This is a genomic window from Alloalcanivorax gelatiniphagus (assembly GCF_005938655.1).
GTDB lineage: Bacteria > Pseudomonadota > Gammaproteobacteria > Pseudomonadales > Alcanivoracaceae > Alloalcanivorax > Alloalcanivorax gelatiniphagus.
In genome coordinates this window covers 142,369-165,602 of record NZ_VCQT01000019.1, presented here as the reverse complement: position 1 = coordinate 165,602, position 23,234 = coordinate 142,369, and the positions used below count along the sequence as shown (strand labels likewise).

At 67.0% G+C, this 23,234-nt stretch carries 23 protein-coding genes; 18 read left to right on the top strand and 5 right to left on the bottom strand.

Going from position 1 to position 23,234, the window contains the following annotated elements; translation table 11 throughout:
* Positions 1 to 11 precede the first annotated feature (11 nt).
* From ccoN to FGS76_RS04480, 14 genes are all read left to right on the top strand, one after another.
* Positions 12 to 1,445: a cytochrome-c oxidase, cbb3-type subunit I gene (ccoN, locus tag FGS76_RS04545; RefSeq protein WP_138771436.1), complete on the top strand. Its 1,434-nt coding sequence runs from the start codon at positions 12 to 14 to the stop codon at positions 1,443 to 1,445.
* Between the two features lie 2 nt (positions 1,446 to 1,447).
* Positions 1,448 to 2,080, top strand: coding sequence for a cytochrome-c oxidase, cbb3-type subunit II (gene ccoO, locus FGS76_RS04540; protein WP_138771435.1), 633 nt, complete (start codon positions 1,448 to 1,450; stop codon positions 2,078 to 2,080).
* Positions 2,080 to 2,259 carry a cbb3-type cytochrome oxidase subunit 3 gene (locus FGS76_RS04535; protein WP_138771434.1) on the top strand — a complete coding sequence of 60 codons (180 nt, stop codon included), beginning with the start codon at positions 2,080 to 2,082 and terminating at the stop codon, positions 2,257 to 2,259. Before ccoO ends, FGS76_RS04535 begins: the two co-directional genes overlap by 1 nt.
* A complete protein-coding gene (gene ccoP, locus FGS76_RS04530) occupies positions 2,259 to 3,170 on the top strand; it encodes a cytochrome-c oxidase, cbb3-type subunit III (protein WP_138771433.1) in 912 nt (303 codons plus the stop codon). The genes FGS76_RS04535 and ccoP overlap by 1 nt, the downstream gene beginning before the upstream one ends.
* Before the next feature lie 3 nt (positions 3,171 to 3,173).
* Positions 3,174 to 4,589 carry a cytochrome c oxidase accessory protein CcoG gene (gene ccoG / locus FGS76_RS04525; protein ID WP_138771432.1) on the top strand — a complete coding sequence of 472 codons (1,416 nt, stop codon included), beginning with the start codon at positions 3,174 to 3,176 and terminating at the stop codon, positions 4,587 to 4,589.
* The gene (locus tag FGS76_RS04520; RefSeq protein ID WP_138771431.1) at positions 4,558 to 5,070 is read left to right on the top strand and encodes a FixH family protein; all 513 of its coding nucleotides are present in this window, start codon (positions 4,558 to 4,560) and stop codon (positions 5,068 to 5,070) included. Before ccoG ends, FGS76_RS04520 begins: the two co-directional genes overlap by 32 nt.
* Positions 5,067 to 7,448, top strand: coding sequence for a heavy metal translocating P-type ATPase (locus FGS76_RS04515; protein ID WP_240692415.1), 2,382 nt, complete (start codon positions 5,067 to 5,069; stop codon positions 7,446 to 7,448). The genes FGS76_RS04520 and FGS76_RS04515 overlap by 4 nt, the downstream gene beginning before the upstream one ends.
* Positions 7,427 to 7,576: a cbb3-type cytochrome oxidase assembly protein CcoS gene (gene ccoS / locus FGS76_RS04510; protein ID WP_138771429.1), complete on the top strand. Its 150-nt coding sequence runs from the start codon at positions 7,427 to 7,429 to the stop codon at positions 7,574 to 7,576. Before FGS76_RS04515 ends, ccoS begins: the two co-directional genes overlap by 22 nt.
* On the top strand, positions 7,569 to 8,297 hold the full coding sequence (locus FGS76_RS04505; RefSeq protein WP_240692414.1) for a sulfite exporter TauE/SafE family protein: 729 nt from the start codon (positions 7,569 to 7,571) through the stop codon (positions 8,295 to 8,297). The genes ccoS and FGS76_RS04505 overlap by 8 nt, the downstream gene beginning before the upstream one ends.
* An 81-nt stretch (positions 8,298 to 8,378) precedes the next feature.
* A complete protein-coding gene (gene hemN, locus FGS76_RS04500) occupies positions 8,379 to 9,752 on the top strand; it encodes an oxygen-independent coproporphyrinogen III oxidase (RefSeq protein WP_138771428.1) in 1,374 nt (457 codons plus the stop codon).
* 105 nt (positions 9,753 to 9,857) lie between these two features.
* Positions 9,858 to 10,574: a fumarate/nitrate reduction transcriptional regulator Fnr gene (fnr, locus tag FGS76_RS04495; RefSeq protein ID WP_138771427.1), complete on the top strand. Its 717-nt coding sequence runs from the start codon at positions 9,858 to 9,860 to the stop codon at positions 10,572 to 10,574.
* Positions 10,575 to 10,640: 66 nt separating this feature from the next.
* On the top strand, positions 10,641 to 11,552 hold the full coding sequence (locus FGS76_RS04490) for a universal stress protein (protein ID WP_138771426.1): 912 nt from the start codon (positions 10,641 to 10,643) through the stop codon (positions 11,550 to 11,552).
* Between the two features lie 169 nt (positions 11,553 to 11,721).
* Positions 11,722 to 13,137: an amidase gene (locus FGS76_RS04485; protein ID WP_205717175.1), complete on the top strand. Its 1,416-nt coding sequence runs from the start codon at positions 11,722 to 11,724 to the stop codon at positions 13,135 to 13,137.
* A 45-nt stretch (positions 13,138 to 13,182) separates the two neighbouring features.
* Positions 13,183 to 13,584: an ectoine synthase gene (locus tag FGS76_RS04480; RefSeq protein ID WP_138771424.1), complete on the top strand. Its 402-nt coding sequence runs from the start codon at positions 13,183 to 13,185 to the stop codon at positions 13,582 to 13,584.
* Between the two features lie 38 nt (positions 13,585 to 13,622).
* Here FGS76_RS04480 and yaaA read toward each other — a convergent pair whose 3' ends face one another.
* Positions 13,623 to 14,396: a peroxide stress protein YaaA gene (gene yaaA, locus FGS76_RS04475; RefSeq protein ID WP_138771423.1), complete on the bottom strand. Its 774-nt coding sequence runs from the start codon at positions 14,394 to 14,396 to the stop codon at positions 13,623 to 13,625.
* 123 nt (positions 14,397 to 14,519) lie between these two features.
* On the opposite strand from yaaA, the gene FGS76_RS04470 reads away from it, so the two are divergent.
* Together FGS76_RS04470 and FGS76_RS04465 are read left to right on the top strand one after the other, a co-directional pair.
* The gene (locus tag FGS76_RS04470; protein ID WP_138771422.1) at positions 14,520 to 14,996 is read left to right on the top strand and encodes a hypothetical protein; all 477 of its coding nucleotides are present in this window, start codon (positions 14,520 to 14,522) and stop codon (positions 14,994 to 14,996) included.
* Between the two features lie 87 nt (positions 14,997 to 15,083).
* Complete coding sequence (locus tag FGS76_RS04465; RefSeq protein ID WP_138771421.1) at positions 15,084 to 15,917, top strand: MBL fold metallo-hydrolase; 834 nt, start codon at positions 15,084 to 15,086, stop codon at positions 15,915 to 15,917.
* A 96-nt stretch (positions 15,918 to 16,013) separates the two neighbouring features.
* On the opposite strand, the gene corA is transcribed toward FGS76_RS04465, so the two are convergent.
* Entirely contained in the window at positions 16,014 to 16,964 is a 951-nt protein-coding gene (gene corA / locus FGS76_RS04460) for a magnesium/cobalt transporter CorA (protein ID WP_138771420.1), read from the bottom strand.
* A gap of 66 nt (positions 16,965 to 17,030) precedes the next feature.
* On the opposite strand from corA, the gene FGS76_RS04455 reads away from it, so the two are divergent.
* Entirely contained in the window at positions 17,031 to 17,663 is a 633-nt protein-coding gene (locus tag FGS76_RS04455) for an alpha-ketoglutarate-dependent dioxygenase AlkB family protein (RefSeq protein ID WP_138771419.1), read from the top strand.
* A gap of 55 nt (positions 17,664 to 17,718) precedes the next feature.
* On the opposite strand, the gene FGS76_RS04450 is transcribed toward FGS76_RS04455, so the two are convergent.
* A complete protein-coding gene (locus FGS76_RS04450; RefSeq protein WP_138771418.1) occupies positions 17,719 to 18,942 on the bottom strand; it encodes a nucleoside recognition domain-containing protein in 1,224 nt (407 codons plus the stop codon).
* 148 nt (positions 18,943 to 19,090) lie between these two features.
* Between FGS76_RS04450 and FGS76_RS04445 the strand changes: the two genes are divergently transcribed.
* Complete coding sequence (locus FGS76_RS04445; protein ID WP_138771417.1) at positions 19,091 to 21,199, top strand: carboxy terminal-processing peptidase; 2,109 nt, start codon at positions 19,091 to 19,093, stop codon at positions 21,197 to 21,199.
* Here the strand turns inward: FGS76_RS04445 and FGS76_RS04440 are convergent.
* Positions 21,196 to 22,338 carry an oxygenase MpaB family protein gene (locus tag FGS76_RS04440; protein WP_138771416.1) on the bottom strand — a complete coding sequence of 381 codons (1,143 nt, stop codon included), beginning with the start codon at positions 22,336 to 22,338 and terminating at the stop codon, positions 21,196 to 21,198. The genes FGS76_RS04445 and FGS76_RS04440 overlap by 4 nt on opposite strands.
* A gap of 98 nt (positions 22,339 to 22,436) precedes the next feature.
* Positions 22,437 to 23,210 (bottom strand): alpha/beta fold hydrolase, encoded by a 774-nt coding sequence (locus tag FGS76_RS04435; RefSeq protein ID WP_138771415.1) that lies wholly within the window; start codon positions 23,208 to 23,210, stop codon positions 22,437 to 22,439.
* Positions 23,211 to 23,234: the final 24 nt, after the last annotated feature.

Sequence of the window (23,234 nt, the reverse complement as noted above, 5' to 3'; positions counted from 1 at the left end):
AGGGAAACATCATGCAAGACACCGCTGCGACGCCCGCCTACGAATACAAGGTGGTGCGGCAATTCACGGTTGCCACCGTGGTCTGGGGGGTGGTGGGTATGCTGGTCGGCGTGTGGATCGCCGCCCAGCTGGCCTGGCCCGCGCTCAACCTGGAAATCCCCTGGTTGACCTTCGGCCGGCTGCGGCCGCTACATACCAACGCGGTGATTTTCGCGTTCGGCGGTAGCGCGCTGATCGGCACGTCACTTTACGTGGTTCAACGTACCTGTGAAACCACCCTGGCCTTCCCGCGGGTGGCCTCCTTTGTGTTCTGGGGATACCAGGCGGTGATCGTGCTGGCCGCCATCACCCTGCCGCTGGGTTTCACCAGCGCCAAGGAGTACGCCGAGCTGGAGTGGCCCATCGACATCCTGCTGGCGGTGGTATGGGTGGCCTACGCCCTGGTGTTCTTCGTCACCATCGGCCGTCGCCGCACCAGCCACATCTATGTGGCCAACTGGTTCTACGGCGCCTTCATCATCGCCGTGGCGCTGCTGCACATCGTCAACAGCGCGGCGGTGCCGATCTCGCTGACCAAGTCCTACTCCGCCTACAGCGGCGCCATCGACGCCATGGTGCAGTGGTGGTACGGCCATAACGCGGTGGGCTTCTTCCTGACCGCCGGCTTCCTGGGGATGATGTACTACTACGTGCCGATCCAGGCGCAGCGGCCGATCTATTCCTACCGGCTGTCCATCGTGCACTTCTGGGCGCTGATCGCCGTGTACATGTGGGCCGGCCCGCACCATCTGCACTATTCCAGCCTGCCCGACTGGGCCCAGTCGGTGGGCATGGTGTTCTCGCTGGTGCTGCTGGCGCCCAGCTGGGGCGGCATGATCAACGGCATCATGACCCTGTCCGGCGCCTGGCACAAACTGCGCACCGACCCGATCATCCGCTTCCTGATCGTGGCCCTGTCGTTCTACGGCATGAGCACCTTCGAGGGGCCGCTGATGTCGATCAAGACGGTCAACGCGCTCAGCCACAACACCGACTGGACCATCGGCCACGTGCACTCCGGTGCCCTCGGCTGGGTGGCGATGATCACCATGGGTTCCGTCTACGTGATGGTGCCGCGCCTGTTCAACCGTCAGCGCATGTACTCGGTGCGCTGGATCAACACCCATTTCTGGCTCTCCACCATCGGCACGGTGCTCTACATCGCCGCCATGTGGGTGTCCGGCATCATGCAGGGCCTGATGTGGCGGGCGGTCAATGACGACGGCACCCTCACCTACAACTTCGTGCAGGAGCTGTCCGAGCGGCAACCGTTCTACATCGTGCGCTTGATCGGCGGGGTGATCTTCCTGGCCGGCATGATCCTGATGGCGGTGAACGTCTGGAAGACCATTCGCGGTACGCGCAGCGACGAAGGCGAACTCAATCTGGTCGGGGCGGAGGCGTAAACATGGCCAACTATCATTCGGTAATCGAAAAGAATGTGAGCCTGATGATCGTGCTCACCCTGGTGGCGGTCAGCTTCGGCGGTCTGGCGGAAATCGTGCCGCTGTTCTGGCAGAAGGCGACCACCGAGCCGATGGCTACCCTGCGCCCCTACACGGCGCTGGAAATGGCCGGCCGTGACGTTTACATCCGCGAAGGCTGCCACGTGTGTCACACCCAGATGGTGCGGCCGCTGCGCGCCGAGACCGAGCGCTTCGGCCCCTACAGCGTGGCCGGCGAGGATGTCTGGGAGCACCCCTTCTTGTGGGGCTCCAAGCGCACCGGGCCGGACCTGGACCGGGTCGGTCTGCGGCCGATCACCGAGCAGTGGCACCGCGAGCACCTGCGTGATCCGCGCCAGGTGGTGCCCGAGTCCAACATGCCCGCCTACCCGTGGCTGGCGGAAAACACCGTGGACTGGTCGCACATGGAACGCACCCTGAAGGTGTTCAAGAACCAGTTCGGCGTGCCCTACACCGATGAGGACATCGCCGAGCAGATGCAGAAAGTTAATGGCGAATGGGCCGATGCCACCGAAGAAGACGCGGTGGTCGCCTATCTGCTGTCTCTGGGCCAGGCCCGGCGGGAGGAACGCTGATGAACTACCACGCCTTACTGACGGTGATTTTCTTTGTCGCCTTCCTGGCCCTGGTGGCCTGGGTTTACCGCCCCTCGCGCAAGCGGGACTACCAGCGTCTGGGCGAGATTCCCCTGAATACCGACCCGCTCGGCCCGACCTCCCGGGGCGAGCCTGACCACCGCGAGGGAGATCACTGATGAGCCAGTTCTGGAGCGTTTACATCATCGCCATCGTGGTGCTCAACCTGGCGGGTTGCGCCATCCTGCTGCTGGTTAACCTGAAGATGTCGCCGGAGGAAGCGAAAAACGAAACCACCGGCCACAGCTTCGACGGTATCCAGGAGCGTAACCAGCCGCTGCCGCGCTGGTGGCTGTTCCTGTTCGTGGGCACCCTGATCTTCTCGGTGATCTACCTGGTGCTGTACCCGGGGCTTGGCCGGTTCGGCGGCCTGCTCAACTGGAGCAGCGTGACCCAGTGGGAAGAGGAAGTGGCACTGGTGGAGAAAAAAGCCGGACCGCTGTTCGAGCAGTTCTCCAAGGTGCCGGTGGAAGAACTCTACCAGTACCCGGAAGCCCGCGACGTGGGTGGCCGCCTGTTCGCCAACAACTGCGCCATCTGCCACGGCTCCGACGCCCGTGGCGCCAAGGGCTACCCGAACCTGGCCGACCATGACTGGCTGTACGGCGGCAGCGCCGATGCCATCCTCACCAGCATCACCCAGGGCCGCAACGGCATGATGCCGCCCATGGCCGCCGCCATCGGTGGCACCGACGAGGCGGTGCGGGACATGGCCCTGTACGTGCAGAGCCTGAGCCGTCCGGACATGACCAAGGATGCGCAAGTGGCCGCCGCGGTGGCGCGGGCCAAGCCCAAGTTCGCCGTCTGCGCCGCCTGCCACGGCCAGGATGCCACCGGCAACCAGGCCCTGGGCGCGCCCAACCTGACCGACGGCATCTGGCTGCACGGCGCCCGGCTGGAGGACATCGAAACCACCATCCGTGAGGGCCGCAACAGCCATATGCCCAAGCATGAGGGCGTGTTGTCCAAGCAACGGCTGCACGTACTCGCCGCCTACGTCTACGGTCTGTCGCAAGACCAACAGGAGTAACCCATGAACGCAGGGCGCCGCATACCGGTGGAACAATCCCACCCCGAAGCCAACGGGCTGTACGCCAAACGGCAGCGCATCCAGATCAAGGATGTGAAAGGGCACTACCAGCGTCTGCGCGACGCCAGTGTGCGGGTGGTGGTGGTGCTCTACCTGGTGCTCCCCTGGCTTACCTGGAACGGCCGGCAGGCGATTCTGTTCAACCTGCCGGACCGCCGTTTCAACATTTTCGGCATTACTTTCTGGCCCCAGGATTTTCTGTTCCTGGCCTGGGCACTGATCATCTCCGCCCTGGCCCTGTTTTTCGTCACCGTGTTCGCCGGCCGGGTGTACTGCGGCTATGTCTGCCCGCAGACCGCCTGGACCCGCTGGTTCATGGCCATCGAACAGTTCTTCGAAGGCGACCGCCATCAGCGCATCAAGCTGGACAAGGCACCGCTGCGGCTCGGCAAGGTGGCGCGCCGGACCGGCAAGCATGTCTCCTGGCTGGTGCTGGCGCTGGCCACCGGCCTCACCTTCGTCGGCTATTTCTCACCGATCCGCGAGCTGGTGCCTGACTTCTTCACCGGTCAGGTGGGCGGCTGGGGGCTGTTCTGGATCGGCTTCTTTACCTTCGCCACCTACGGCAACGCCGGTTTCATGCGCGAGCAGGTGTGCCTGTACATGTGCCCCTACGCGCGCTTTCAGAGCGTTATGTTCGACCGCGACACCCTGATCGTCAGCTACGACCAGGCCCGGGGCGAACCGCGCCGGCGCGGTGCCCGCAAGCACAGCGAGGAGCCCGCCGGCGACTGCGTGGACTGCGCCCTGTGCGTGCAGGTCTGCCCCACCGGCATCGATATCCGCGACGGCCTGCAGTACGAGTGCGTCACCTGCGCCGCCTGCGTGGACGCCTGTGATCAGGTGATGGAACGGATCGGCCGGCCCAAGGGCCTGATCCGCTACACCACCGAGAACGCCCTTGACGGTCGCCAAACCCATCTGCTGCGCCCACGGCTGCTGGCCTATGGGGCGGTGATCCTGGTGTTGATCGGCCTGTTCGCCGGCAGCCTGGTAACCCGGGTGCCGCTGCAGGTGGATGTGCTGCGCGACCGCAACCAGCTGTACCGGGTCACCGGCAGCGGCACCATCGAGAACAGCTACCGGCTGGAGATCCTCAACAAGGACCAGAGCCCGCACAGCTACCAGCTGAGCCTGGAAGCCCCCGCCGGCCTGACCCTGGTGAACGCTCCCCGCCGCTTCACCCTGAGTGCCGGCGAGCACCGCAGCCTGCCGGTGACGGTGAGCGCCGATCCCTACGCCGGCGCGGTGGAATCCGCCGACATCCGTTTCCGTGTGCGCGCCGTTCAGGGCGCCGACGCGGAGGCCCCCGATATGGAGATGGCCCATGAATCCCGCTTTATCGCCCCCCGCTCCTGAGGCGCCCTGGTACCGCCACCCGCTGGTGTGGCTGGTGATCGCCCTGCCCGCCTCGGCCATCATTGGCGGGCTGGTGACCCTGGCCATCGCCATCACCTACGCGGACAGCACCGTGGACGACAACTGGTACCGCGACGGCAAGGCCATCAACCGCTCCCTGGAAGCGGAGAACCGGGCCGCCCGCCTGGGGCTGAGCGCCGCCCTGGACCAGGACGGCCGGGTACGGCTGAGCAGCCAGATCGCGGTGCCCTGGCCGGACCAGTTGGAGCTGAGCCTGCGCCACCCGGCGTTCGCCGACCGTGACCGCCACCTGCTGCTGCGCCATCTCGGCGACGGCCTCTATGCCGCCGACGACGCCCTGCCGGAGGCCGGCGAATGGAGCGTCACCCTGGCACCGCCCGGCGGCGCCTGGCGCCTCTATCACCGGCTGCGGCTGGGCCCGGACGGCGCTCAATTGGGCGCCATGGGGCCGCCCCGGTGACGATACTGTGCGCGCATTGCGGCGAGGTGGCACCCACCCCGCCGTTTCTGGCTCCAGGCGACGGCGGCGAACGCCCCGCCTGCTGCCCCGGCTGCGCCGCCGCCATGGCCCTGATCCACGATCTGGGCCTGGATGATTATTACCGCCTGCGTGGCGCCGACGGCGCCGCCGCCCCGGACCTGGAGGAGCGCGACCGCGCCCTGGCCCTGTTCGACGTTCCCGAGCTGCTGGCCGCCCACCGCCAACCGGACCCGGCCGGTGAACGCCTGACCCTGGCCCTGTCCGGGCTGACCTGCGCCGCCTGCTGCTGGCTGATCGAGAAAGCCGCCGGCGACATCCCCGGGGTGGTCTCGGTGCGCACCAATCTGGCCGCCATGACCCTGACCCTGACCTATCACCGCCCCGAGGTACCCCGGGCGGTGGCCGAACGGCTGCTCAAGCTGGGCTACGGCGTGACCCTGCCCGGTGACCCGGTCGCCGAGGCCGACCAGCGCCGCGAAGCCCGCCGCCTGCTCGGCCGTCTGGCCCTGGCGGGCCTTGGCGCCATGCAGGCCATGATGTATTCCGCCGCGCTCTACCTGGGCGTGCTGGACGGCGACGATGAGATCTACGCCTGGGTGTTCCGCATCGCCAGTTTCCTGGTCGCCACGCCGGTGGTGTTCTACGCCGGCTGGCCGTTCTTCCAGGGCGCCTGGCGCGGCCTGCGCGCCGGCCATCCGGGCATGGACCTGCCGGTGGCCCTGGCCCTGGGCCTGGCCTGGTCCGGCTCGCTGGTGAACATGGCCATGGGTGGCGGCCATGTGTATTTCGACTCCGCCGCCATGTTCGTGTTTTTCCTGCTGCTCAGCCGCTGGCTGGAACAGCGCCAGCGGCACCGGGTGCGTGCCACCTGGCGGCGCCTGGAGGACGCCCTGCCGCTGGTGGTACGGCGCCTGGACGGTGACGGCGAAACCTGGGTGGCGAGCCGCCAGGTGCGCGCCGGCGACCGTCTGTCGCTGAGCCAGGGCGAGGTGATTCCGGTGGATGGCGTGGTGGTGGAAGGCACCGCCCAGGTGGCGGAAAGCGCCCTCACCGGTGAACCCCTGCCGCGCCCGGCCGGCGCCGGCGACCTGCTGCACGCCGGCGCCCGGCTGGTGGAAGGCGCGCTGCTGCTGGACGCCGCCGCGCCGGCGGCCGATAGCCTGGTGGCACGCATCGGCGAGCAGGTGTCGCGGGCGCAAAGCGAACGGCTGCCGCTGGTGCGCGACTGGGGCCGGGTGGCGCCCCTGTTCACCCTGGCGGTGCTGGGCCTGGCGGCGATCACCCTGGCGCTGCACTGGTCCTCCGGCCCGGCGCTGGCGTTCGAACATACCCTGGCGGTACTGGTGGTGACCTGCCCCTGTGCCCTGGCCCTGGCGGTACCGCTGACCGTGTCCGCCACCCTGGGGGCGGCACTCAAGGACGGCGTGCTGGTGGCGTCACCGGCGCAATTGCTGGCCCTGGACCGGGTGCGAGGCGCCCTGTTCGACAAAACCGGCACCCTCACCGAGGGCCGCTTCGAGCTGGCCGGCAGCCGCACCCCGGACGGCGACCAGGACCCGGACCATCACCGCGACCTGCTGGCGGTGGCGGCGGCCCTGGAGCACGGCCACCCGCACCCGCTGGCGCGGGCCTTCGACGATCTGCCGGCGGCCCACCTGAGCGAAGTGCGGGTGCTCACCGGCGGCGCCAGCGGCCGCCAGCAGGGGCGGCTGTGGGAAATTGGCCCGGCGCCCGGCGACGCCGCCGCCCCCGCCGGCACCTCGGCGCTGCTGCTGCGCGAGGACGGCGTGCCCCGGCTGTTGCTGTTCCTGCGCGACCGCACCCGGCCGGAGGCGGCGCCGCTGCTGGAGGCCTGGCGCCAGCGCGGCTGGCAGCTGCGCCTGGCCAGCGGCGATGGCGAGGCGGCGGTGGCGGCCCTGGCCGGCAAGCTGGGGCTGGACCAGTACCGGGCGCGCTGCACCCCGGAGCAGAAAGTGGACTGGCTGCGCGCGCTGCAACGGGACGAAGGCCCCCAGGTGATGGTCGGCGACGGCATCAACGACGCGCCGGCGCTGTTGGAAGCATCGGTGTCCGTGGCCACCGCCAATTCCACCAGCCTGGCCCGCCGGGCCGCCGGCCTTTACCTGCTGCGCGCCGACCTGACGCCGCTCACCCGGCTGCCACGGCTGGCCCGCAAGGCGCGCAACCGCATCAACCAGAACCTGACCTGGGCGCTGGGCTACAACCTGCTGGCGGTGCCCCTGGCCATGGCCGGCTGGGTACCGCCCTGGGCGGCGGCTCTGGGCATGTCGGCCAGTTCCCTGATCGTTACCTTCAACGCGGCGAGGTTGTCCCGATGGCCATCATCATTCTGCTGATTCCCCTGGCGCTGCTGTTCCTGGGCCTGGCCCTGTGGGCGCTGTTCTGGGCCATCCGCCGGGGCCAGTTCGAGGACCTGGACCACGAAGCCTGGCGGGTGGTGTTCGAGGACCGGGACCATGATTGACGCCCTGCCGACGCTGCAAACCGTGCTGCCCCTGGTGATGGGGGCGCTGATGCTGGCCCTGGGCGGGCTGCTGCACTGCGCCGGCATGTGCGGCGGCATCGGTGCCGCCCTGACCTTCGCCATTCCCGCCCAACGCCGGGCCGGCGGCCGGCTGTGGTACTGGCAGGCCCTGTTCGGCGCCGGCCGGGTCAGCGCCTATATGATACTGGGGGCCCTGTCCGGTGCTCTGGGCGGGGCCCTGCTGGGCCGCCTGCCCGGCGGCGGGCCGGCCTGGCCGGCGCTGTTCTCGGCCCTGCTGATGGGCCTGCTGGCCTGGCATTTTCTTGGCCACGGCGCCCTGCTGCGCCGGCTGGAACGGCCCGGCGCGCGGCTGTGGCGGCGGCTCAAGCCGCTGTCCGACCGGCTGCTGCCGGTGGACCGCAGCTACAAGGCGCTGGCCCTGGGCGCGCTCTGGGGCCTGCTGCCCTGCGGCCTGGTGTACTCCGCCCTGCTGCTGGCCGCCACCACCGGCCACCCCGCCGCCGGCGCCCTGGTGATGCTGACCTTCGGTCTGGTCACGGTGGCGCCGGTGGCACTGGCCGGCGTGGCCGGCGGCCGGCTGGCCGGGGATGGCGGTCGCCGGCGGCGCTGGGCCGGCGCCGCCAGCCTGGGTCTGGCGGTGTGGTTCCTGGTACAGGGCCTGTGGGGCGGCCACGGCGCCCTGCCGCTGCCGTTCTGCTGAGCGCGGCGCGGTTGACCTGTATCAAGGTGGCCGCGAGCGGCCCTGGCATGATGGCGCCTGTACCTGACCTGGAGCTTTGCCATGACCCTCTGGAACCCGGATCTGATTCGCCGCTTCGGCGGGCCCGGGGCCCGCTATACCTCCTATCCACCGGCCACACAGTTTCACGAGGAGATACGGCCCGCCCAGGTGGCCGACGCGGTGGAGGCCGGTAATCGGCAACACCGTGATCTGTCCATTTACTGCCACATCCCGTTCTGCGCCACGGTGTGCTACTACTGTGCCTGCAACCGCATTGTCACCGGCAACCGCCAGCGGGCCGCGGAGTACCTGTCCTATCTGAAGACCGAACTGCGCGCCAAGGCGGCGCTGGTCGATCCGCAGCGGCCGGTGGTGCAGATGCACTGGGGTGGCGGTACCCCCACCTTCCTCAATGACGCGCAGATCACCGAGCTGGTCTATGACCTGGCTCGCTACTTCCGTCTGCTGGAGGATGACCGGGGCGATTACGCCATGGAGATCGATCCACGCACCGTGGACCGCTCCCGCCTGGGCCTGATCAGGGGCCTGGGTTTCAACCGGCTCAGTCTCGGCGTGCAGGACCTGGACCCTCGCGTGCAGCAGGCGGTCAACCGGGTCCAACCCCTGGACATGATCCGCCGGGTGTTCGAGGACGCCGCCGATTTCGGCTTCCATTCCCTTAACGCGGACATGATCTACGGGCTGCCCTGGCAGAGCGAGTCGAGCCTGGCGCGCTCCCTGGAACAGCTGGTCGAACTGCGTCCTGGGCGCATTTCCCTGTACAACTACGCGCACCTGCCGGCGCGTTTCAAGGTTCAGCGACAAATCGCCGAGCGCACCCTGCCCAGCCCGTCGGAGAAACTGGCGATGCAGCTGCGTGCCGGCGAATTGTTGCAGCAGGCCGGTTACGACCTGATCGGCATGGACCACTTCGCCCTGCCGGACGATGAAATGGCGGTGGCCCGCCGCGAAGGCCGCCTGCACCGCAACTTCCAGGGCTACACCCTGCACGGCGACGCCGATTTGATCGGCTTCGGCGTCAGCTCGATCAGCGATCTGGGCAATCTCTACACCCAGGCGCCGAAACGGCTGGAAGACTGGCAGCAGGAGGTGATGGCCGGCCACTGGCCGCTGGAGCGCGGCTACCGTCTGAACCGGGACGACGAACTTCGCCGCTCGGTGATCATGGGCCTGCTGTGCGACCTGCGGCTGGACCTGGCCGCCTTCCGCGAGCGCTGGGAAGTGGACTTCACCGATTATTTCGCCGACGCCCTGGAAGCCCTGGGTGAATTCGAAAGCCTGGGTCTGCTCACCATGGAAGGCAGCCAGCTGGTGATCACCGACGCCGGGCGTCTGGTGGCGCGGGCTCTGGTGCAGCCGTTCGACCGATTCACCGCAAACGCCCAGGGGGAGCGTTTCAGCCGGATTATTTAAGGACGTTTCGCTTTTTTTGCGGCGTCCGCCCTTGTTCAGCCAATAAGGCCTTTTATAATGACTTACGCAGCTACTTTGATACGCAGCCAAGATGAAGGGGTCCACATGCCTAGGACGGTATCCTGTAACGATTGCAGCCTGAGCCCCATCTGTCTCCCACTGGCGGTGGCACCCGCCCAGCTCGACCAGCTTGATCAGATTATCCAGCGTGGCCGGCCGCTTAAGCGTGGCGAGCATCTTTTCCGCGCCGCCGATGGCTTCAATTCGGTGTACGCGGTGCGCTCCGGCGCGCTTAAAACCTATGTGTTGTCCGACGAGGGCGAGGAGCAGGTCACCGGCTTCTATCTGCCCGGTGAAATCCTCGGCATGGACGGCATCAGCACCGCCCGCCACCTGTCCAACGCCAAGGCCCTGGAAACTTCCACCGTGTGTGAGATTCCGTTCCAGCGCCTGGAAGATTTGTCCCAGAAAATCCCCACCCTGCAGCACCATTTCTTCGGCCTGATGAGCAAGGAAATCCGTGCCGACCGGGAACTGCACATGCTGCTCAGCAAGAAAAGCGCCGATGACCGGGTGGCATCACTGCTGCTGTCCCTGGCGGCACGCCAGCAGCGCCGTGGCCTGAGCAACAAGCGTTTCCGCCTGCCCATGTCGCGCTATGACATCGCCAACTACCTGGGTCTGGCGGTGGAAACCGTGAGCCGCATTTTCACCCGCTTCCAGCAGCAGAAAATGCTGTGGGTGGACGGCCGTGAGGTGGAGATTCTGGATCGTCCGGCACTGTGCGGCAGCACTGGCCTGCATCCGGTGGAAAACGCCTGAGGCCACCCCGCCGCCGGGATTGAGCGTGCCTTGGGCACATCCGCGTCTTCAACGAGGACCCGCAGTATGAACGCCAACAACGGTATTCTGGTTTTTCTCGACCGTGATCTGAAAGCGCCCCAGCCGGCCCTGGAAAAAGCCATGCGGCTGGCCCGGGCCGCAGGCCTGCCGCTGACGGTGGCGGTGAACAGCGACTCCTCGGCCATGCGCCGGGCGGTGGGTTTCGACGAGCAGCGCCAGCAAAACGCGGAGCGCCAGATCGCCCGGGCCTGGGAAAAACGCATCGACGATCTGGTCGGCGAGACCAAGGTGGAAAAACGGGTGGGCGCCCATCGGGACGCGGAAACCGCCCTGCGCGAGACGGTGCTGGAGTGCAAGCCTTCGCTGATCGTGGTGCACACCAGTGAGGAAGGCACCCTGAAACGGCACCTGTTCACCCCCCGTGACTGGCTGCTGATCCGCCATGCCCCCTGCGCGGTGCTGTGCGTGCACTCGCCGGCCTGGAGCGACCCGCCGCGCATCACCGCCGCGGTGGAACCGGAAGAACAGCCCGGCGGCCTGGACGCGGCGGTAATCCATCAGGCGCGCTACTGGAGCGAACAGCTGCACGGCGAACTGGAAGCCGTGCATGTGCTGGAGCACCCGGACGAAAGCCTGCTGCTGGTGGCCGGCGAAGCACTGCCGGAGTACGCCGCCAGCGCCAACAGCATCCGCGACTACCACGCCAAGGCGCTGGCCGAGTTCGCCCGGCGCGAGAACCTGCCGGACCAGAACACCACCCTGCTGGAAGGTCCGGTCACCCGCACCCTGGTGGATTACTGCGAGGAAGAAGGCTGTGACCTGCTGGTGGTGGGCACGGTGCGCCGCAACACCGTGGAACGGCTGCTGTTGGGCGCCACCGCCGAATCCCTGCTGACCCGTACCGGCAACGATGTACTGGTGGTTAAACCGGAGGATTTCGAAAGCGACTGGACCTGACCGCCGCCCTTTTACCGCTTTTAGCAATCCCCGCGAGGCCCGTCATGACGGGCCTCGCGCCGTTTCGGGGCGGACCCGCCGGCCCGCCGTCGGTTGCGCTGACCGGAGTCGCCCTTAGGGTGGGCGCGGAATATCGACTAGTTTCCGCAACCACCAGGAGGACATGGACGTGGACGACACCGATCTCGGTACCCTGGACGGCGCCACCCTCACCCGCCTGTTTGAAAACGGCAAGGCCTCGCCCCTGGAAGCCGCCCGGGCGGCCCTGGAGCGCATCGATCGATTCAATGACCAGGTCAATGCTTACACTTACGTGGACCGGGAAGGCGCCGAACAGGCCGCCCGTGCCTCCGCCCGCCGCTGGGGCCAGGGCAAACCGCTGAGCGCCATCGACGGGCTGCCGGTGTCGCTCAAGGACCTCACCGAAGTGGCCGGCATGCCCGCCCGGGAAGGCTCACTGACGGTACCCGGCGACCTGTGCGACCAGGATGCGCCGCCGGCGCGCAAGCTGCGCGAGGCCGGCGCGGTGCTGCTGGGCAAAACCAACACGCCGGAATTCGGCTGGAAAGCGGTCACCGACAACCGGGTCTACGGCACCACCCTGAACCCCTGGGACACCAGCCTGACCCCGGGCGGCTCCTCCGGTGGCGCGGCGGTGGCGGCGGCGCTGAATATGGGCGTGCTGCATCAGGGTGGCGACTCCGGCGGTTCCATCCGCATTCCCGCCAGCTTCACCGGTGTGTTCGGCTTCAAGCCCACCTTCGGCTGGACGCCCCAGTGGCCGCCGGCCAAGGCCCCCACCCTGTCGCACATCGGCCCGCTCACCCGCACCGTCGGCGACGCGGTGAGCATGCTCAATGTGATCGGCCGCTATGACTACCGGGACCCCTATGCCACCCGGGGCCAGCCGCGGGACTGGGGCGCCGAGCTGGGCGACGACCTGGACGGTCTGACCATCGCCTACTCGCCGGATCTGGGCTACGCCCGGGTCGATCCGGAGATCGCCGGGCGGGTGCGCGACGCGGTACGCCGGCTGGAGGAGCTGGGTGCCCGGGTGGAGGAAGTGCACCCCGGGTTCGAATCGCCCCTGGAGACCTTTCGCATTCTCTGGTTCACCGCCTCCCAGCAGATTCTCGCCAGCAGCGACGCCAGCGAGCAGCAACGGCTGGACCCGGGCCTGGTGGCGGACGGCAAACGGGCGGAAAAGTGCACCGCGCTGGACTATTTCCGGGCCCTGGCCGACCGGGCCGCGCTCACCGAGAGCATGGAGCACTTCACCGAGCGCTACGACCTGCTGGTGACGCCCACGGTGCCCATCGAGCCGTTCCAGGCCAATCACAATGTGCCGCCGGATGGTGAACTGACCGACTGGGAACAATGGACGCCGTTTTCCTACCCGTTCAATTTGACCCAGCAGCCGGCCGCCTCGGTGCCCTGTGGTGTCACCGACGCGGGCTTGCCGGTGGGCATGCAGATCGTGTCCGGCCGCTATCAGGACCCGAAGGTGCTGCGCGCCTGCCACGCCTACATGAACGCCTTCCCGGCGCGCTTTCCCAGTGTGCCGGACCCGGCCCAGTACGCCTGATGGAAAGTACGCTTGATTCACATTAGCCCTGACAAGGAGACCAGGATGATCGTCAGAGACCGTAAGGACGCCAAGAATTCGCAAGTGGACGAAGAGAAATTCGTCAGCCGCCGTTACACCCTGCGCGCCGACGGCATGGGGCATTCGGTGCACGAAACCTACATCAAGCCGGGCCAGTCGCTGCACATGTGGTACCGCAACCACAAGGAAACGGTGATCTGCATGGAAGGCGAAGGCCGCATCGAGGACCTCACCGAGGGCGGCAGCTGGGACCTGAAGCCCGGCGTGCTCTATGCCCTGGACAAGAACCAGAAGCACATCCTCAGCAGCGAGGAAGGCATGACCGTGCTGTGTGTGTTCTCACCGTCCCTGGTGGGTCCGGAGGACCACGACGAACGGGGCAGTTACCCGTTCTACGACGACGATGGCAGCATCGTGCAACACTGACCGGCAACCTCGGCGCCGCCCTCGGGCGGCGCTGGCCGCTACTGTTCCGGGCGCCGGAACACCGGCCGGGTATCGGTGGACGCCTCCTTGTCATAGCGATAACCCGCCTCGCGGAATTTTTTCAGGTCCGCAGGCTTTTCCACCCGGTTTTGCAGTATCCACGCCGCCATCAGCCCCCGCGCCTTCTTGGCGTAGAAGCTGATCACCTTGTACTTGCCATTCTTCTCATCCTGGAACACCGGCTCGATCACCGGGCCCGGCAGCCGTTTCGGGTGCACGGATTTGAAATACTCGTTGGACGCCAGGTTGATCAGCACCTCGGTGTCCGCCGCTTTCATGTCGCTGGCCAGCTGGTCGGTGATGGTCTCGCCCCAGAACTGGTACAGGTCCTTGCCGCGCTCGTTGTCCAGCCGGGTGCCCATTTCCAGGCGGTAGGGCTGCATCAGATCCAGCGGCCGCAGCAGTCCGTACAGGCCGCTGAGAATGCGCAGCCGTTGCTGCGCCGCCTTCAGGTCATCGCCGTCGAAGCGGGACACATCCAGGCCGGTATAGACATCGCCCTTGAACGCGAACAGCGCCGGCCGGGCGTTGTTCTTGTCGAACGGCCGCGACCACTGGGCGAACCGTTCCGCGTTGAGATGGGCGATCTTGTCGCTGACCTTCATCAGCCCGGCGATGTCGGCGGGGGACAGGGCCCGGGCCCGCTCCACCAGTACTTCGCTGTCCTCCAGCAGGCGCGGCTGGGTGGCGCGCACGGCGGGCAGCGGCGTTTCGTAATCCAGGGTTTTCGCCGGTGAAACAACGATCAGCATGTGTGTTCTCCTTTACATGACGCGACAGTGATTATAAGAAGAGCGCAGTGAGAAGAAAGCTATCGGCCCGATTGCCTTGCCATGATGGTGGTGCCGGGCCGCCACCGGGGAGTTCCGAAAAACATGCGTTTCCTGCTGATTGTGACCGTGTCCGTGGCGGTGGTGATACTGCTCTGGGGCAGCTGGCAAGCGGGCCGGCGGCCTTTTTACCTGGCCCTGGCCGGGGTGGTGGTGTCCGGCACCCTGTTCGCCTTCGCCACCCTGTTCACCGAACAGGAAAGGCGCGTGCCGGCGGCACCGGAGAGCGTGATCGCCAACGTGCAGTCGGTGCACGGCACCGAAACCACCTACCGGCTCACCGGCGACATCGCCAACCAGGGTGAATTTCCGGTGGCGCGGGTGCAACTGGTGGCCGAGGCCCTGCATTGCCCGCCGGCGAAGACCTGCGAAGTGCTCTACCAGGCGCCGCAAACGGTCTCCATGCATATTCCGCCCGGCGGCCGCTACCCGCTCAATCTGTCGGTGCCCCGCCCCGCTCCCGATATCCAGGCCCAGCGCTGGCGTCTGCGGGTGCTGAGCGTGGAAGTCTACGGCCACTAGCCGCCCACCGTGCAAGGGGCTGGCCAAGGCAAATCGAACGGTTCACAATGCCGGCCTTCCCACGCACAGCAGCGGGTAGGAGAGATCATGGCAGCGCTCATTCCTGGCCAAGCCACCCCCATCGGCCCCCACGCCTGGCGGGTGCTTGGCCGCAATCCGGGAATGATGACCGGGCCCGGCACCAACAGTTATCTGGTCGGTGACCGGACCCTCACGGTGATCGACCCGGGTCCGGTGGACCAGGAGCACACCCGTGCCCTGGTCGATGCCGCCGGCGCCCTGGGTAAACCCATCGAACAGATCCTGGTTACCCATACCCACCGCGACCATTCGCCGGGCGCGGCCACCCTGGCCCGGGCCACCGGCGCCACCCTGCTCGGGCCGGACACACCGGACGACGGTCTGCAGGACGAAAGCTGGGCACCGCAACGGCGGTTACGCCATGGCGAAGTACTGGATTGCGGCGGCGTGGAGGTGGAAGTGATCGCCACCCCCGGCCATGTGGGCAACCATCTTTGTTACCTGATGACCGAGCAGGCCCTGCTGTTCACCGGCGACCATCTGATCCAGGGTTCCACCGTGGTGATCGCCCCGCCCTCCGGCTCCATGGCCGCCTACATGAGTTCCCTGGCGCTGCTGCGCGACTACCGCATCGACACCATGGCCCCGGGCCACGGCGACCTGATCGTCGACCCCATGGCCACCGTGGACAAAACCCTGGCCCACCGCCGCGAACGGGAAAAGAAGGTGTTCAACGCCCTGGACGACGACCCGGTGACGGTGCAGGAACTGGTCACCCGGGTCTACGCCGACGTACCGGATTTCCTCCACGGCGTGGCCTGCCTGTCGCTGGAAGCGCATTTGATCAAGCTCCGCGACGAAGGCCGGGTCAGCCACGAACAGGGTAAATGGTCGGTTTGAAGGGCAGTTGAAAGTTACAAGTTCAAAGTTAAAAGGGCGGCTTCAGATCACCGCCGTGCCCCTTTCAACTTTTAACTTTTAACTTTCAACTCTCTTCTACAACCACCCCTTCCGCTTGAAATACCAATACGGCGCAATCCCCGACAACACCATCAAACCCAACACCATCGGATAGCCAAACTCCCACTGCAACTCCGGCATTACCCGGAAGTTCATGCCGTAGATGCTGGCGATCATGGTCGGCGGCAGGAACACCACGGCGGCGATGGAGAAGATCTTGATGATCTGGTTCTGTTCGATGTTGATGAAGCCCTGGGTGGAGTCCATCAGGAAGTTGATCTTCTCGAACAGGAAGGTGGCGTGGGACATCAGCGTGTCCAGGTCATGCTGGATTTCCGAGCAGGTGCGGCGGCGGTCCTTGTCGGCGCGCACGTAACGCTGAATAAAGGAAATGGAACGCTGGGTGTCCATCAGGCAAAGGCGCACCTTGCCGTTGCTGTCCTCCAGGTGGGCCAGCTTTTCGATGCCGTCCTCCAGTGCCGCTTCCTCATCCTCCAGCACCAGATAGCTGACATCCTCCAGGTCCCGGTGGATGTCTTCCAGGGTATCCGCCAGGTTCTCGGTTTTCTGTTCGAGAATATTGAGCAGGATATCCAGCGGTTCCTGCACCCGCACCCAGCCGCGCCGCACCCGCAGGCGCATCAGCCGGAAATCCGGCAGGCGGGAGTCACGGAAGGTGAGCAGGCGGCCGGGTTGCAGCACGAAGGCCACGGTGGCGGTGCGATGGCGGCCTTCCGCCTGATAGACGAACAGGGAGTGAACGTGCAGGCCGTATTCGTCATGGAAGAAGCGGGCGGAAGCCTCGATTTCCTCCACGTCCTCGGAGGCCGGCAGCGCCTGGCGGAACAGGTGCTGCACCTGATGGCGCTCTTCGTCGGTGGCGTCCACCAGGTCGATCCAGCTGGCCTCGTCCGAGGTGGCGGGGGTCAGATCGGCCACATCACGCTCGCGCAGGACGCCGTTTTCAATGTCGTAGACGTGCAGCATGCTAGACTCCCGGATCGGTAAAGTAAGGTCGCCGCCGGCGACAGCGGTTAGATAGAGCAGCCCGTCATGAGTGTCAACTCCAGCCTAGCATGCCCGCCGACCTGGCCGACCCCCACGGAGCTGGGCCAAGGCGCCCGGTTGTGGCTTTTTTCCGGGGTTCTCGGCGATCACGCCGACGCCCTGTTCCACACGCTTTGTAACGAATTGCCCTGGGAGCGCCCCCGGGTGCGGGTGTTCGGCCGGCAGCACCCGGTGCCGCGCCTGACCTGCTGGCTGGCGGACCCCGGGGTGCGCTATCGCTACTCCGGCCTGGTCCACGAAGGCCGGGGCTGGCCCGAGGCGCTGACCACCCTGCGCCGCCGGCTGGGCGCCCTTACCGGCCGCGCCCCCAATGGCGTGCTCGCCAATCTCTACCGCGACGGCGACGATACCATGGGCTGGCACCGGGACAATGAACCGGAGCTGGGCCCGATGCCCTGGGTGCTCTCCTACAACCTGGGCGCGGCCCGGGACTTCGCCCTGCGCCGCCACGGCGAGCACCGCCAGTGTCGGGTGCTGACTTTACGCCACGATGACCTGCTGGTGATGTCGCCGCGGGTTCAGCACCACTTCGAGCATGCCCTGCCCCGCCGCCGCCGGGTCGACGCGCCCCGTTTGAATCTGACCTTCCGCGAGATTCAGGGGCTGGATCGCGGCTGAAGCCGCTCCTACAAAAGCGCTGCTGCTGTAGGAGCGGCTTCAGCCGCGATAGCGCTCAACCGAAAAACAGGTAACTGAAACCGATGGCGGCCAGCAGGCCGGCCAGGTCCGCGCCCAGGCCGCACCACAGCGCGTAACGCATATCGCGGATGCCGACACTGCCGAAATACACCGCCAATACATAGAAGGTGGTTTCCGTGGAACCCTGCATCACCGCCGCCATGCGCCCGGCCAGGGAATCCACCCCCTGAGTCTGCATCACATCAAGCATGGCCGCCCGGGCGCCGGAGCCGCTCAACGGTTTGAGAAGCGCCACCGGCAGCGCGTCCACGAAGCGGGTGTCCCAGCCCAGGGCGGCGGCGCCGTGGCGCACGCCGTCGAGAAACAGTTCCAGGGCGCCGCTGGCGCGCAGCATCGCAATGGCGGCGAGCATCGCCACCAGATAGGGGATCAGCTTCACCGCCAGGGTGAACCCTTCCTTGGCCCCCTCCACGAAACAATCGTAGCTGTCGATGCGGGCCCGCCAGGCGGCCCAGAAGAACACGGCGATCACCGCCAGCAGGATGCCGTTGCCGATCAGACCCGACAGCACCGCCCCCAGCTCCGGCGGCGACAAATACACCGCCAGGGCCAGCAACCCGAGCAGGCACAGCCAGCCGCCGGCCACCGCCAACAGCAGCGGGTCGCGCAGCGGGATGCGCTGGACCCGGGCGGTGAGCGCCACGCCCACGAAGGTGGATACGGTGGTGGCCATCAGCATCGGCAGGTACACCGCCGCCGGATCGGCGGCGCCCTGCTGGGCCCGGTACAAAAGCACGGTGACCGGCACCAGGGTCACCGAGGAGGTGTTCAGCACCAGGAACATGATCTGGCTGTCGGTGGCCCGGCGCGGCTCCGGATTATGCTGTTGCAGCGCCTCCATGGCCTTCAGCCCCAGGGGGGTGGCGGCATTGTCCAGGCCCAGCATATTGGCGGCCAGATTCATGGACACCGCGCCGCCGGCCCCCGGGTCCCGGCGCAGGGATGGCATCAGCCGTCCCAGCAGCGGCCGCACCGCGCCGGCCATGCGGTCCGCCAGACGGCTCTGCTCGGCGAGCCGGAACAGCCCGCTCCACAGCGCCAGCACGCCGATCAGACCCAGGCTGACCTCCACCGCCAGATCGGCGGCCTGCCACAGCGCCGTGACCACCCGCGACGGCGCCTCCAGGTCGCCGGTCAGCAGCTGCGCCAGGGCACCCAGGATGCCGATCAGAAAAAAGCCGGTGAATAAGCGGTGCACGGGGTCTCCGGTCCTCGGCCAGGCAAAGGGCACAGTATGTCGTGCCGCGCCGGCCTTGCCTATGGGGGCGGGGATGTGGTGTAAAGATGCTCCTCAGGCTCTTATACTGGGGCAAAATCTTTGATCCATTATAAAATCGAGTGTGCCGATGTTCGTATTTCGTAAGCTGTTTGGCGTGTTCCTGGCGGCCCTGCTGCTGGGGGGCGCTCTCAAGGTCGGCGGCGACCTCAAAGCCGGCCCGGAAGTGCAAGGCGCGCTCAAGCCCCAGGCCGTGCACCGGGAAGCCGCGGAGGAGATCGTCGATCGGCTGGACCTGCATTACAGCCGGCTGAGCTTCGACGACGCCCTGTCCGAGCGGGTGCTGGAACAGTATCTCAAGGATCTGGACCCCAACCGCCTGTACTTCACCCGCCAGGACATCGACGACTTCCAGGTCTACCGGGACAAGTTGGATGACCAGCTGGAGGACGGCGAGCTGGAAGCCGGCTACACCATCTTCAACCGCTTCCAGACCCGTCTGGAGGCGAGCCTCACCGAAATCCTCGCCGACATCAAGGGTGGTTTCGAGGACTGGAATTTCGACGGCGACGAAGAGGTGCTGGTGGACCGTGGCGAAGCCCCCTGGGCCGCCGACGATGAAGCCCTGGACGCGATCTGGCGCCGCCAGTTGAAAAACGCGGTGCTGTCCATGCGCCTGAACGGCACCGAGGACGCGGCCATCCAGGAACGCCTCTCCAATCGCTACGAGAGCCAGCTCAACCGGGTGCGCCAGAACACCTCCGAGGACGTGTTCCAGACCTACATGAATGCCCTGGCCCAGTCCTTCGACCCGCACACCAATTACTTCACGCCGCACAACTCGGAAAACTTCGACATCAGCATGAGCCGCTCCCTGGAAGGCATCGGCGCGGTGCTGCAGTACGAGGACGGTTACACCAAGGTGGTGCGGCTGGTGCCCGGCGGCCCCGCCGCCAAGCAGGGCCGCCTCAAGCCCGCCGACCGCATCGTGGCGGTGGGCCAGGACGACGACGATCTGGTCAATGTGATCGGCATGCGGCTGGACGAAGTGGTGGACATGATCCGCGGGCCCAAGGGCTCCAATGTGCAGCTGGAGGTGATTCCCGCCGGCAGCGCCAGCGAGCACGACACCCGCACCGTGACCATCACCCGTAATAAGGTGGTGCTCGAGGAGCAGGCCGCCAAGAAGGAAGTGATCGAATTCGACCACGACGGCGAAACCATGAAGCTGGGCATCATCGAGATCCCCGCCTTCTATATGGACTTCAACGCCTTCCACCGGGGCGACCCGAACTACACCAGCACTACCCGCGACGTGGCCAAGCTGCTGGTGGAGCTGCGTAAGGAAAACGTGGACGGCCTGGTCATCGACCTGCGCAATAACGGCGGCGGTTCCCTGCTGGAGGTGAACAAGCTGGTCAGCCTGTTCATCAACCGGGGCCCCACCGTACAGGTGCGCGAAGCCGGCGGCCGGGTCAGCGTCGAGAACGACCAGTACCCGGGCATGCTCTATGCCGGGCCGCTGGCGGTGCTGGTCAACCGCTACAGCGCCTCGGCCTCGGAGATCTTCGCCGGCGCCATGCAGGACTATGGCCGCGCCCTGATCGTCGGGGATCAGACCTACGGCAAGGGCACCGTGCAGACCCTGCTGGATCTGAACCACGGCAAACTGAAGATGACCAACGCCAAGTTCTACCGGGTGTCCGGTTCCAGCAACCAGAACCTGGGCATCGTGCCGGACGTGAACATGCCGTCGCTGATCGACAAGGACCAGGTGGGCGAAAGCAGCCTGCCCAACGCCCTGCCCTGGGACGAAATCCAGCCGGCGGATTACGAGCGCTACCAGGACCTGATGCCGTTGCTGCCGGCCCTGCGCGAACGCCACGACAAGCGTATCCGCGACAACCCGGAGTTCCTCTACGTGGAGCACCTGCGTGATCTGGTGGCCGATGCCAACCAGCGCCACGAGCTGTCACTGAACGCGGAGCAGCGCAAGGCCTGGCAGGATCAGTACGACGAGAAGCGGCTGGCCATCGAGAACGCGCTGCGTAAATACCGGGGCGAGGAGCCGATCGCCAAGATGGAGGATCTGCGCAAGCTGGAAGAACAGCGTGCCCTGGACCCGGAGGCCGGCGAGGAGCCCATGAAGCAGGACCCCTACCTGCGCGAAACCGGCCACATCCTGGCGGACATGGTCGGCCTGCTGCGCGAGCAGCGGGTGGCCAGCGAGGGTTCCTAGCTCAGCGCCTTGAACCCCCAACGGGCCGGGTCCTTGCCCAGGCCCACCTTGAGGGTGCGCCGGCCGAGATCGTGATTGAAATCCTCCAGGCGCCGCTTGGCCGTTTCCGGCAGCAACCGCTGGCCCAGGCTGGCGGCGCCCAGGCCGGCCCGAACCAGGCGCACCGCCGCCGCCGACGACACCTTGCTGTGCAGCTTGAGATCGTCGGCCACCTCGTCGCCCACCAGAAACCGGCTGAACGCCAGCAACACATCGTAGGGCAGATGGAACGGCGGCTTGTTGGCCATGTCGCGCAGCAGCGACTTGGCCAGCATTTCGCTGTCGCCGGTGGGCTCATAGAGATGCGCCGTTAGCTGCATCGCCAGCACCTCCTGTTCCTCCACGCTGGTGGTCAGCAGCGCTTCGTCCACGCCCAGCAGGTAACCGGCATAGCGCCAGAAATAGTGCATCGCCCGGTGCTCCTCCACGCTGATATGCAGCCCCAGCCGTTTCAGGCCGCGCACCACCATGTAATCGAACTCCAGCACCGTGCCGGCCATGTCCTCCTGATTGATCGGCAGGTCATAGCGGGCCTGGTCCCAGTCGCCGCGCTCGGCCAGAAAGCGGCGTACCGCCGCGTGCAGCAGGCGCACCTCCATCAGGGTGCGGTGGCCCAGGCCGCCGGGGCGCAGGCCTTCCGGAGCGGCGATGTTATGCAGCATCTGGCCGGTTTCATAAATGCGCCGGGACACGTCCTTCTGCAGACGGCCGGTGGCCACCAGCACCTGGGACGGCTTGTTGTGGGCATAGCCCTCCACCAGGCTGGAACACATCAGCACCAGTCCCTGCAGGGCGCCGTGGCGGCGGTACATGCGCCGGCCCAGCTCCATGGCCTCGAAGTCCACCCAGCCGGGCACCGTGAAACAGTGGTCGAGAAAATCCTGGTACACCCCTCCCCGCTCGGCGGCACGGCGCTCCACCTCGTCGAGCAGGCCGGAGGGCCGTTGAAAGGGAATGTCGGTCAGGCAGCGGTCGGCCAGCGGGTCCTGGACCCGCCGCCAGGCCTGCAGGCGGTGGGGGGCGTAACGGTCAAACCAGATGTGTTCCACCGGTGTGCGGGGGCCGGCCCGGTGACGGGCCCGTTCGGCGGGGGTGGCCATGCGCTGCTCTCCTTGCGGGTACGCCTCAGAACCGGCGGGTTCTGTACACGCTAAGAGCCCGCCGTGGCCGGGTCAAGCCCCGGCTGTCGGCAAGGCCGTCAGCGGCCGCCCTCGCCGCGCGCCCACTGGGTCAGGGTGTCGGCCAGCCAGTCCGGGGCGTCCAGCGACAGGTCATGGCCGCCATCCCGGTGCACCGCCAGGGGCAGCCGCCAGGCCCGGGCCAGCACCTGGGAGCAGCGCGGATGCACCAGGCGATCCCCGGCGCCGTTGACGATCAGCACCGCCGGGCCGGCGGGCAGCGCCGCCGGCGCCCGGAAGCGGGCCGCCGCCCACAGCTGGCGCACGGTATTGAGCGCCGACACCGGCCGCAGGGCGTTCACGGTGGCGAAGCGCTCGGCAATCACGCCGCGCTCCTCGGCGCTCAGGTGATTGGTGGTGATCTCCAGAATCATCCGTTCCCGGGCTTCCCGGTCCCGGGCCAGCAGGCCCTGGAACACAATGCGCCCGTAATTGCGCGGCCGCAGCCGGCGCCAGAACGGGCTGAAGGGGGCGGCGCTGGAGTTGATCAGCGCGGCGGCGGTGATTTCCTCCGGGTGATGGCGCAGCCATTCCACCGCCACCATGCCGCCCAGGGACAGGGCCACCAGCCGCACCGGGCCTTCCACGCCCTGCTGGCGCAGGGTCTCGCGCAGGCACGCCACCATCCCCGCCACCCGGGTGGGGCTGGCCCGACGGTGCAGCGCCCCGTTGCCGGGCAGATCCACCGGCAGTACCCGGTGGCCGTTGCCGAGAGCGCCGGCCAGGCGCTCGGCGAAACCGTCCCAATGGGCCTGCTCACGGACCAGACCCCGCAGCAATACCCAGGTTGTCATACCGTCCGCCGACGGGCCGCTCGC

Coding starts and splice junctions, on each gene's coding strand:
- ccoN (WP_138771436.1), top strand. CDS start 12: ATGCAAGACACCGCTGCGACGCCCGCCTACGAATACAAGGTGGTGCGG.
- ccoO (WP_138771435.1), top strand. CDS start 1,448: ATGGCCAACTATCATTCGGTAATCGAAAAGAATGTGAGCCTGATGATC.
- FGS76_RS04535 (WP_138771434.1), top strand. CDS start 2,080: ATGAACTACCACGCCTTACTGACGGTGATTTTCTTTGTCGCCTTCCTG.
- ccoP (WP_138771433.1), top strand. CDS start 2,259: ATGAGCCAGTTCTGGAGCGTTTACATCATCGCCATCGTGGTGCTCAAC.
- ccoG (WP_138771432.1), top strand. CDS start 3,174: ATGAACGCAGGGCGCCGCATACCGGTGGAACAATCCCACCCCGAAGCC.
- FGS76_RS04520 (WP_138771431.1), top strand. CDS start 4,558: ATGAATCCCGCTTTATCGCCCCCCGCTCCTGAGGCGCCCTGGTACCGC.
- ccoS (WP_138771429.1), top strand. CDS start 7,427: ATGGCCATCATCATTCTGCTGATTCCCCTGGCGCTGCTGTTCCTGGGC.
- FGS76_RS04505 (WP_240692414.1), top strand. CDS start 7,569: ATGATTGACGCCCTGCCGACGCTGCAAACCGTGCTGCCCCTGGTGATG.
- hemN (WP_138771428.1), top strand. CDS start 8,379: ATGACCCTCTGGAACCCGGATCTGATTCGCCGCTTCGGCGGGCCCGGG.
- fnr (WP_138771427.1), top strand. CDS start 9,858: ATGCCTAGGACGGTATCCTGTAACGATTGCAGCCTGAGCCCCATCTGT.
- FGS76_RS04490 (WP_138771426.1), top strand. CDS start 10,641: ATGAACGCCAACAACGGTATTCTGGTTTTTCTCGACCGTGATCTGAAA.
- FGS76_RS04480 (WP_138771424.1), top strand. CDS start 13,183: ATGATCGTCAGAGACCGTAAGGACGCCAAGAATTCGCAAGTGGACGAA.
- yaaA (WP_138771423.1), bottom strand. CDS start 14,396: ATGCTGATCGTTGTTTCACCGGCGAAAACCCTGGATTACGAAACGCCG.
- FGS76_RS04470 (WP_138771422.1), top strand. CDS start 14,520: ATGCGTTTCCTGCTGATTGTGACCGTGTCCGTGGCGGTGGTGATACTG.
- FGS76_RS04465 (WP_138771421.1), top strand. CDS start 15,084: ATGGCAGCGCTCATTCCTGGCCAAGCCACCCCCATCGGCCCCCACGCC.
- corA (WP_138771420.1), bottom strand. CDS start 16,964: ATGCTGCACGTCTACGACATTGAAAACGGCGTCCTGCGCGAGCGTGAT.
- FGS76_RS04455 (WP_138771419.1), top strand. CDS start 17,031: ATGAGTGTCAACTCCAGCCTAGCATGCCCGCCGACCTGGCCGACCCCC.
- FGS76_RS04445 (WP_138771417.1), top strand. CDS start 19,091: ATGTTCGTATTTCGTAAGCTGTTTGGCGTGTTCCTGGCGGCCCTGCTG.
- FGS76_RS04440 (WP_138771416.1), bottom strand. CDS start 22,338: ATGGCCACCCCCGCCGAACGGGCCCGTCACCGGGCCGGCCCCCGCACA.
- FGS76_RS04435 (WP_138771415.1), bottom strand. CDS start 23,210: ATGACAACCTGGGTATTGCTGCGGGGTCTGGTCCGTGAGCAGGCCCAT.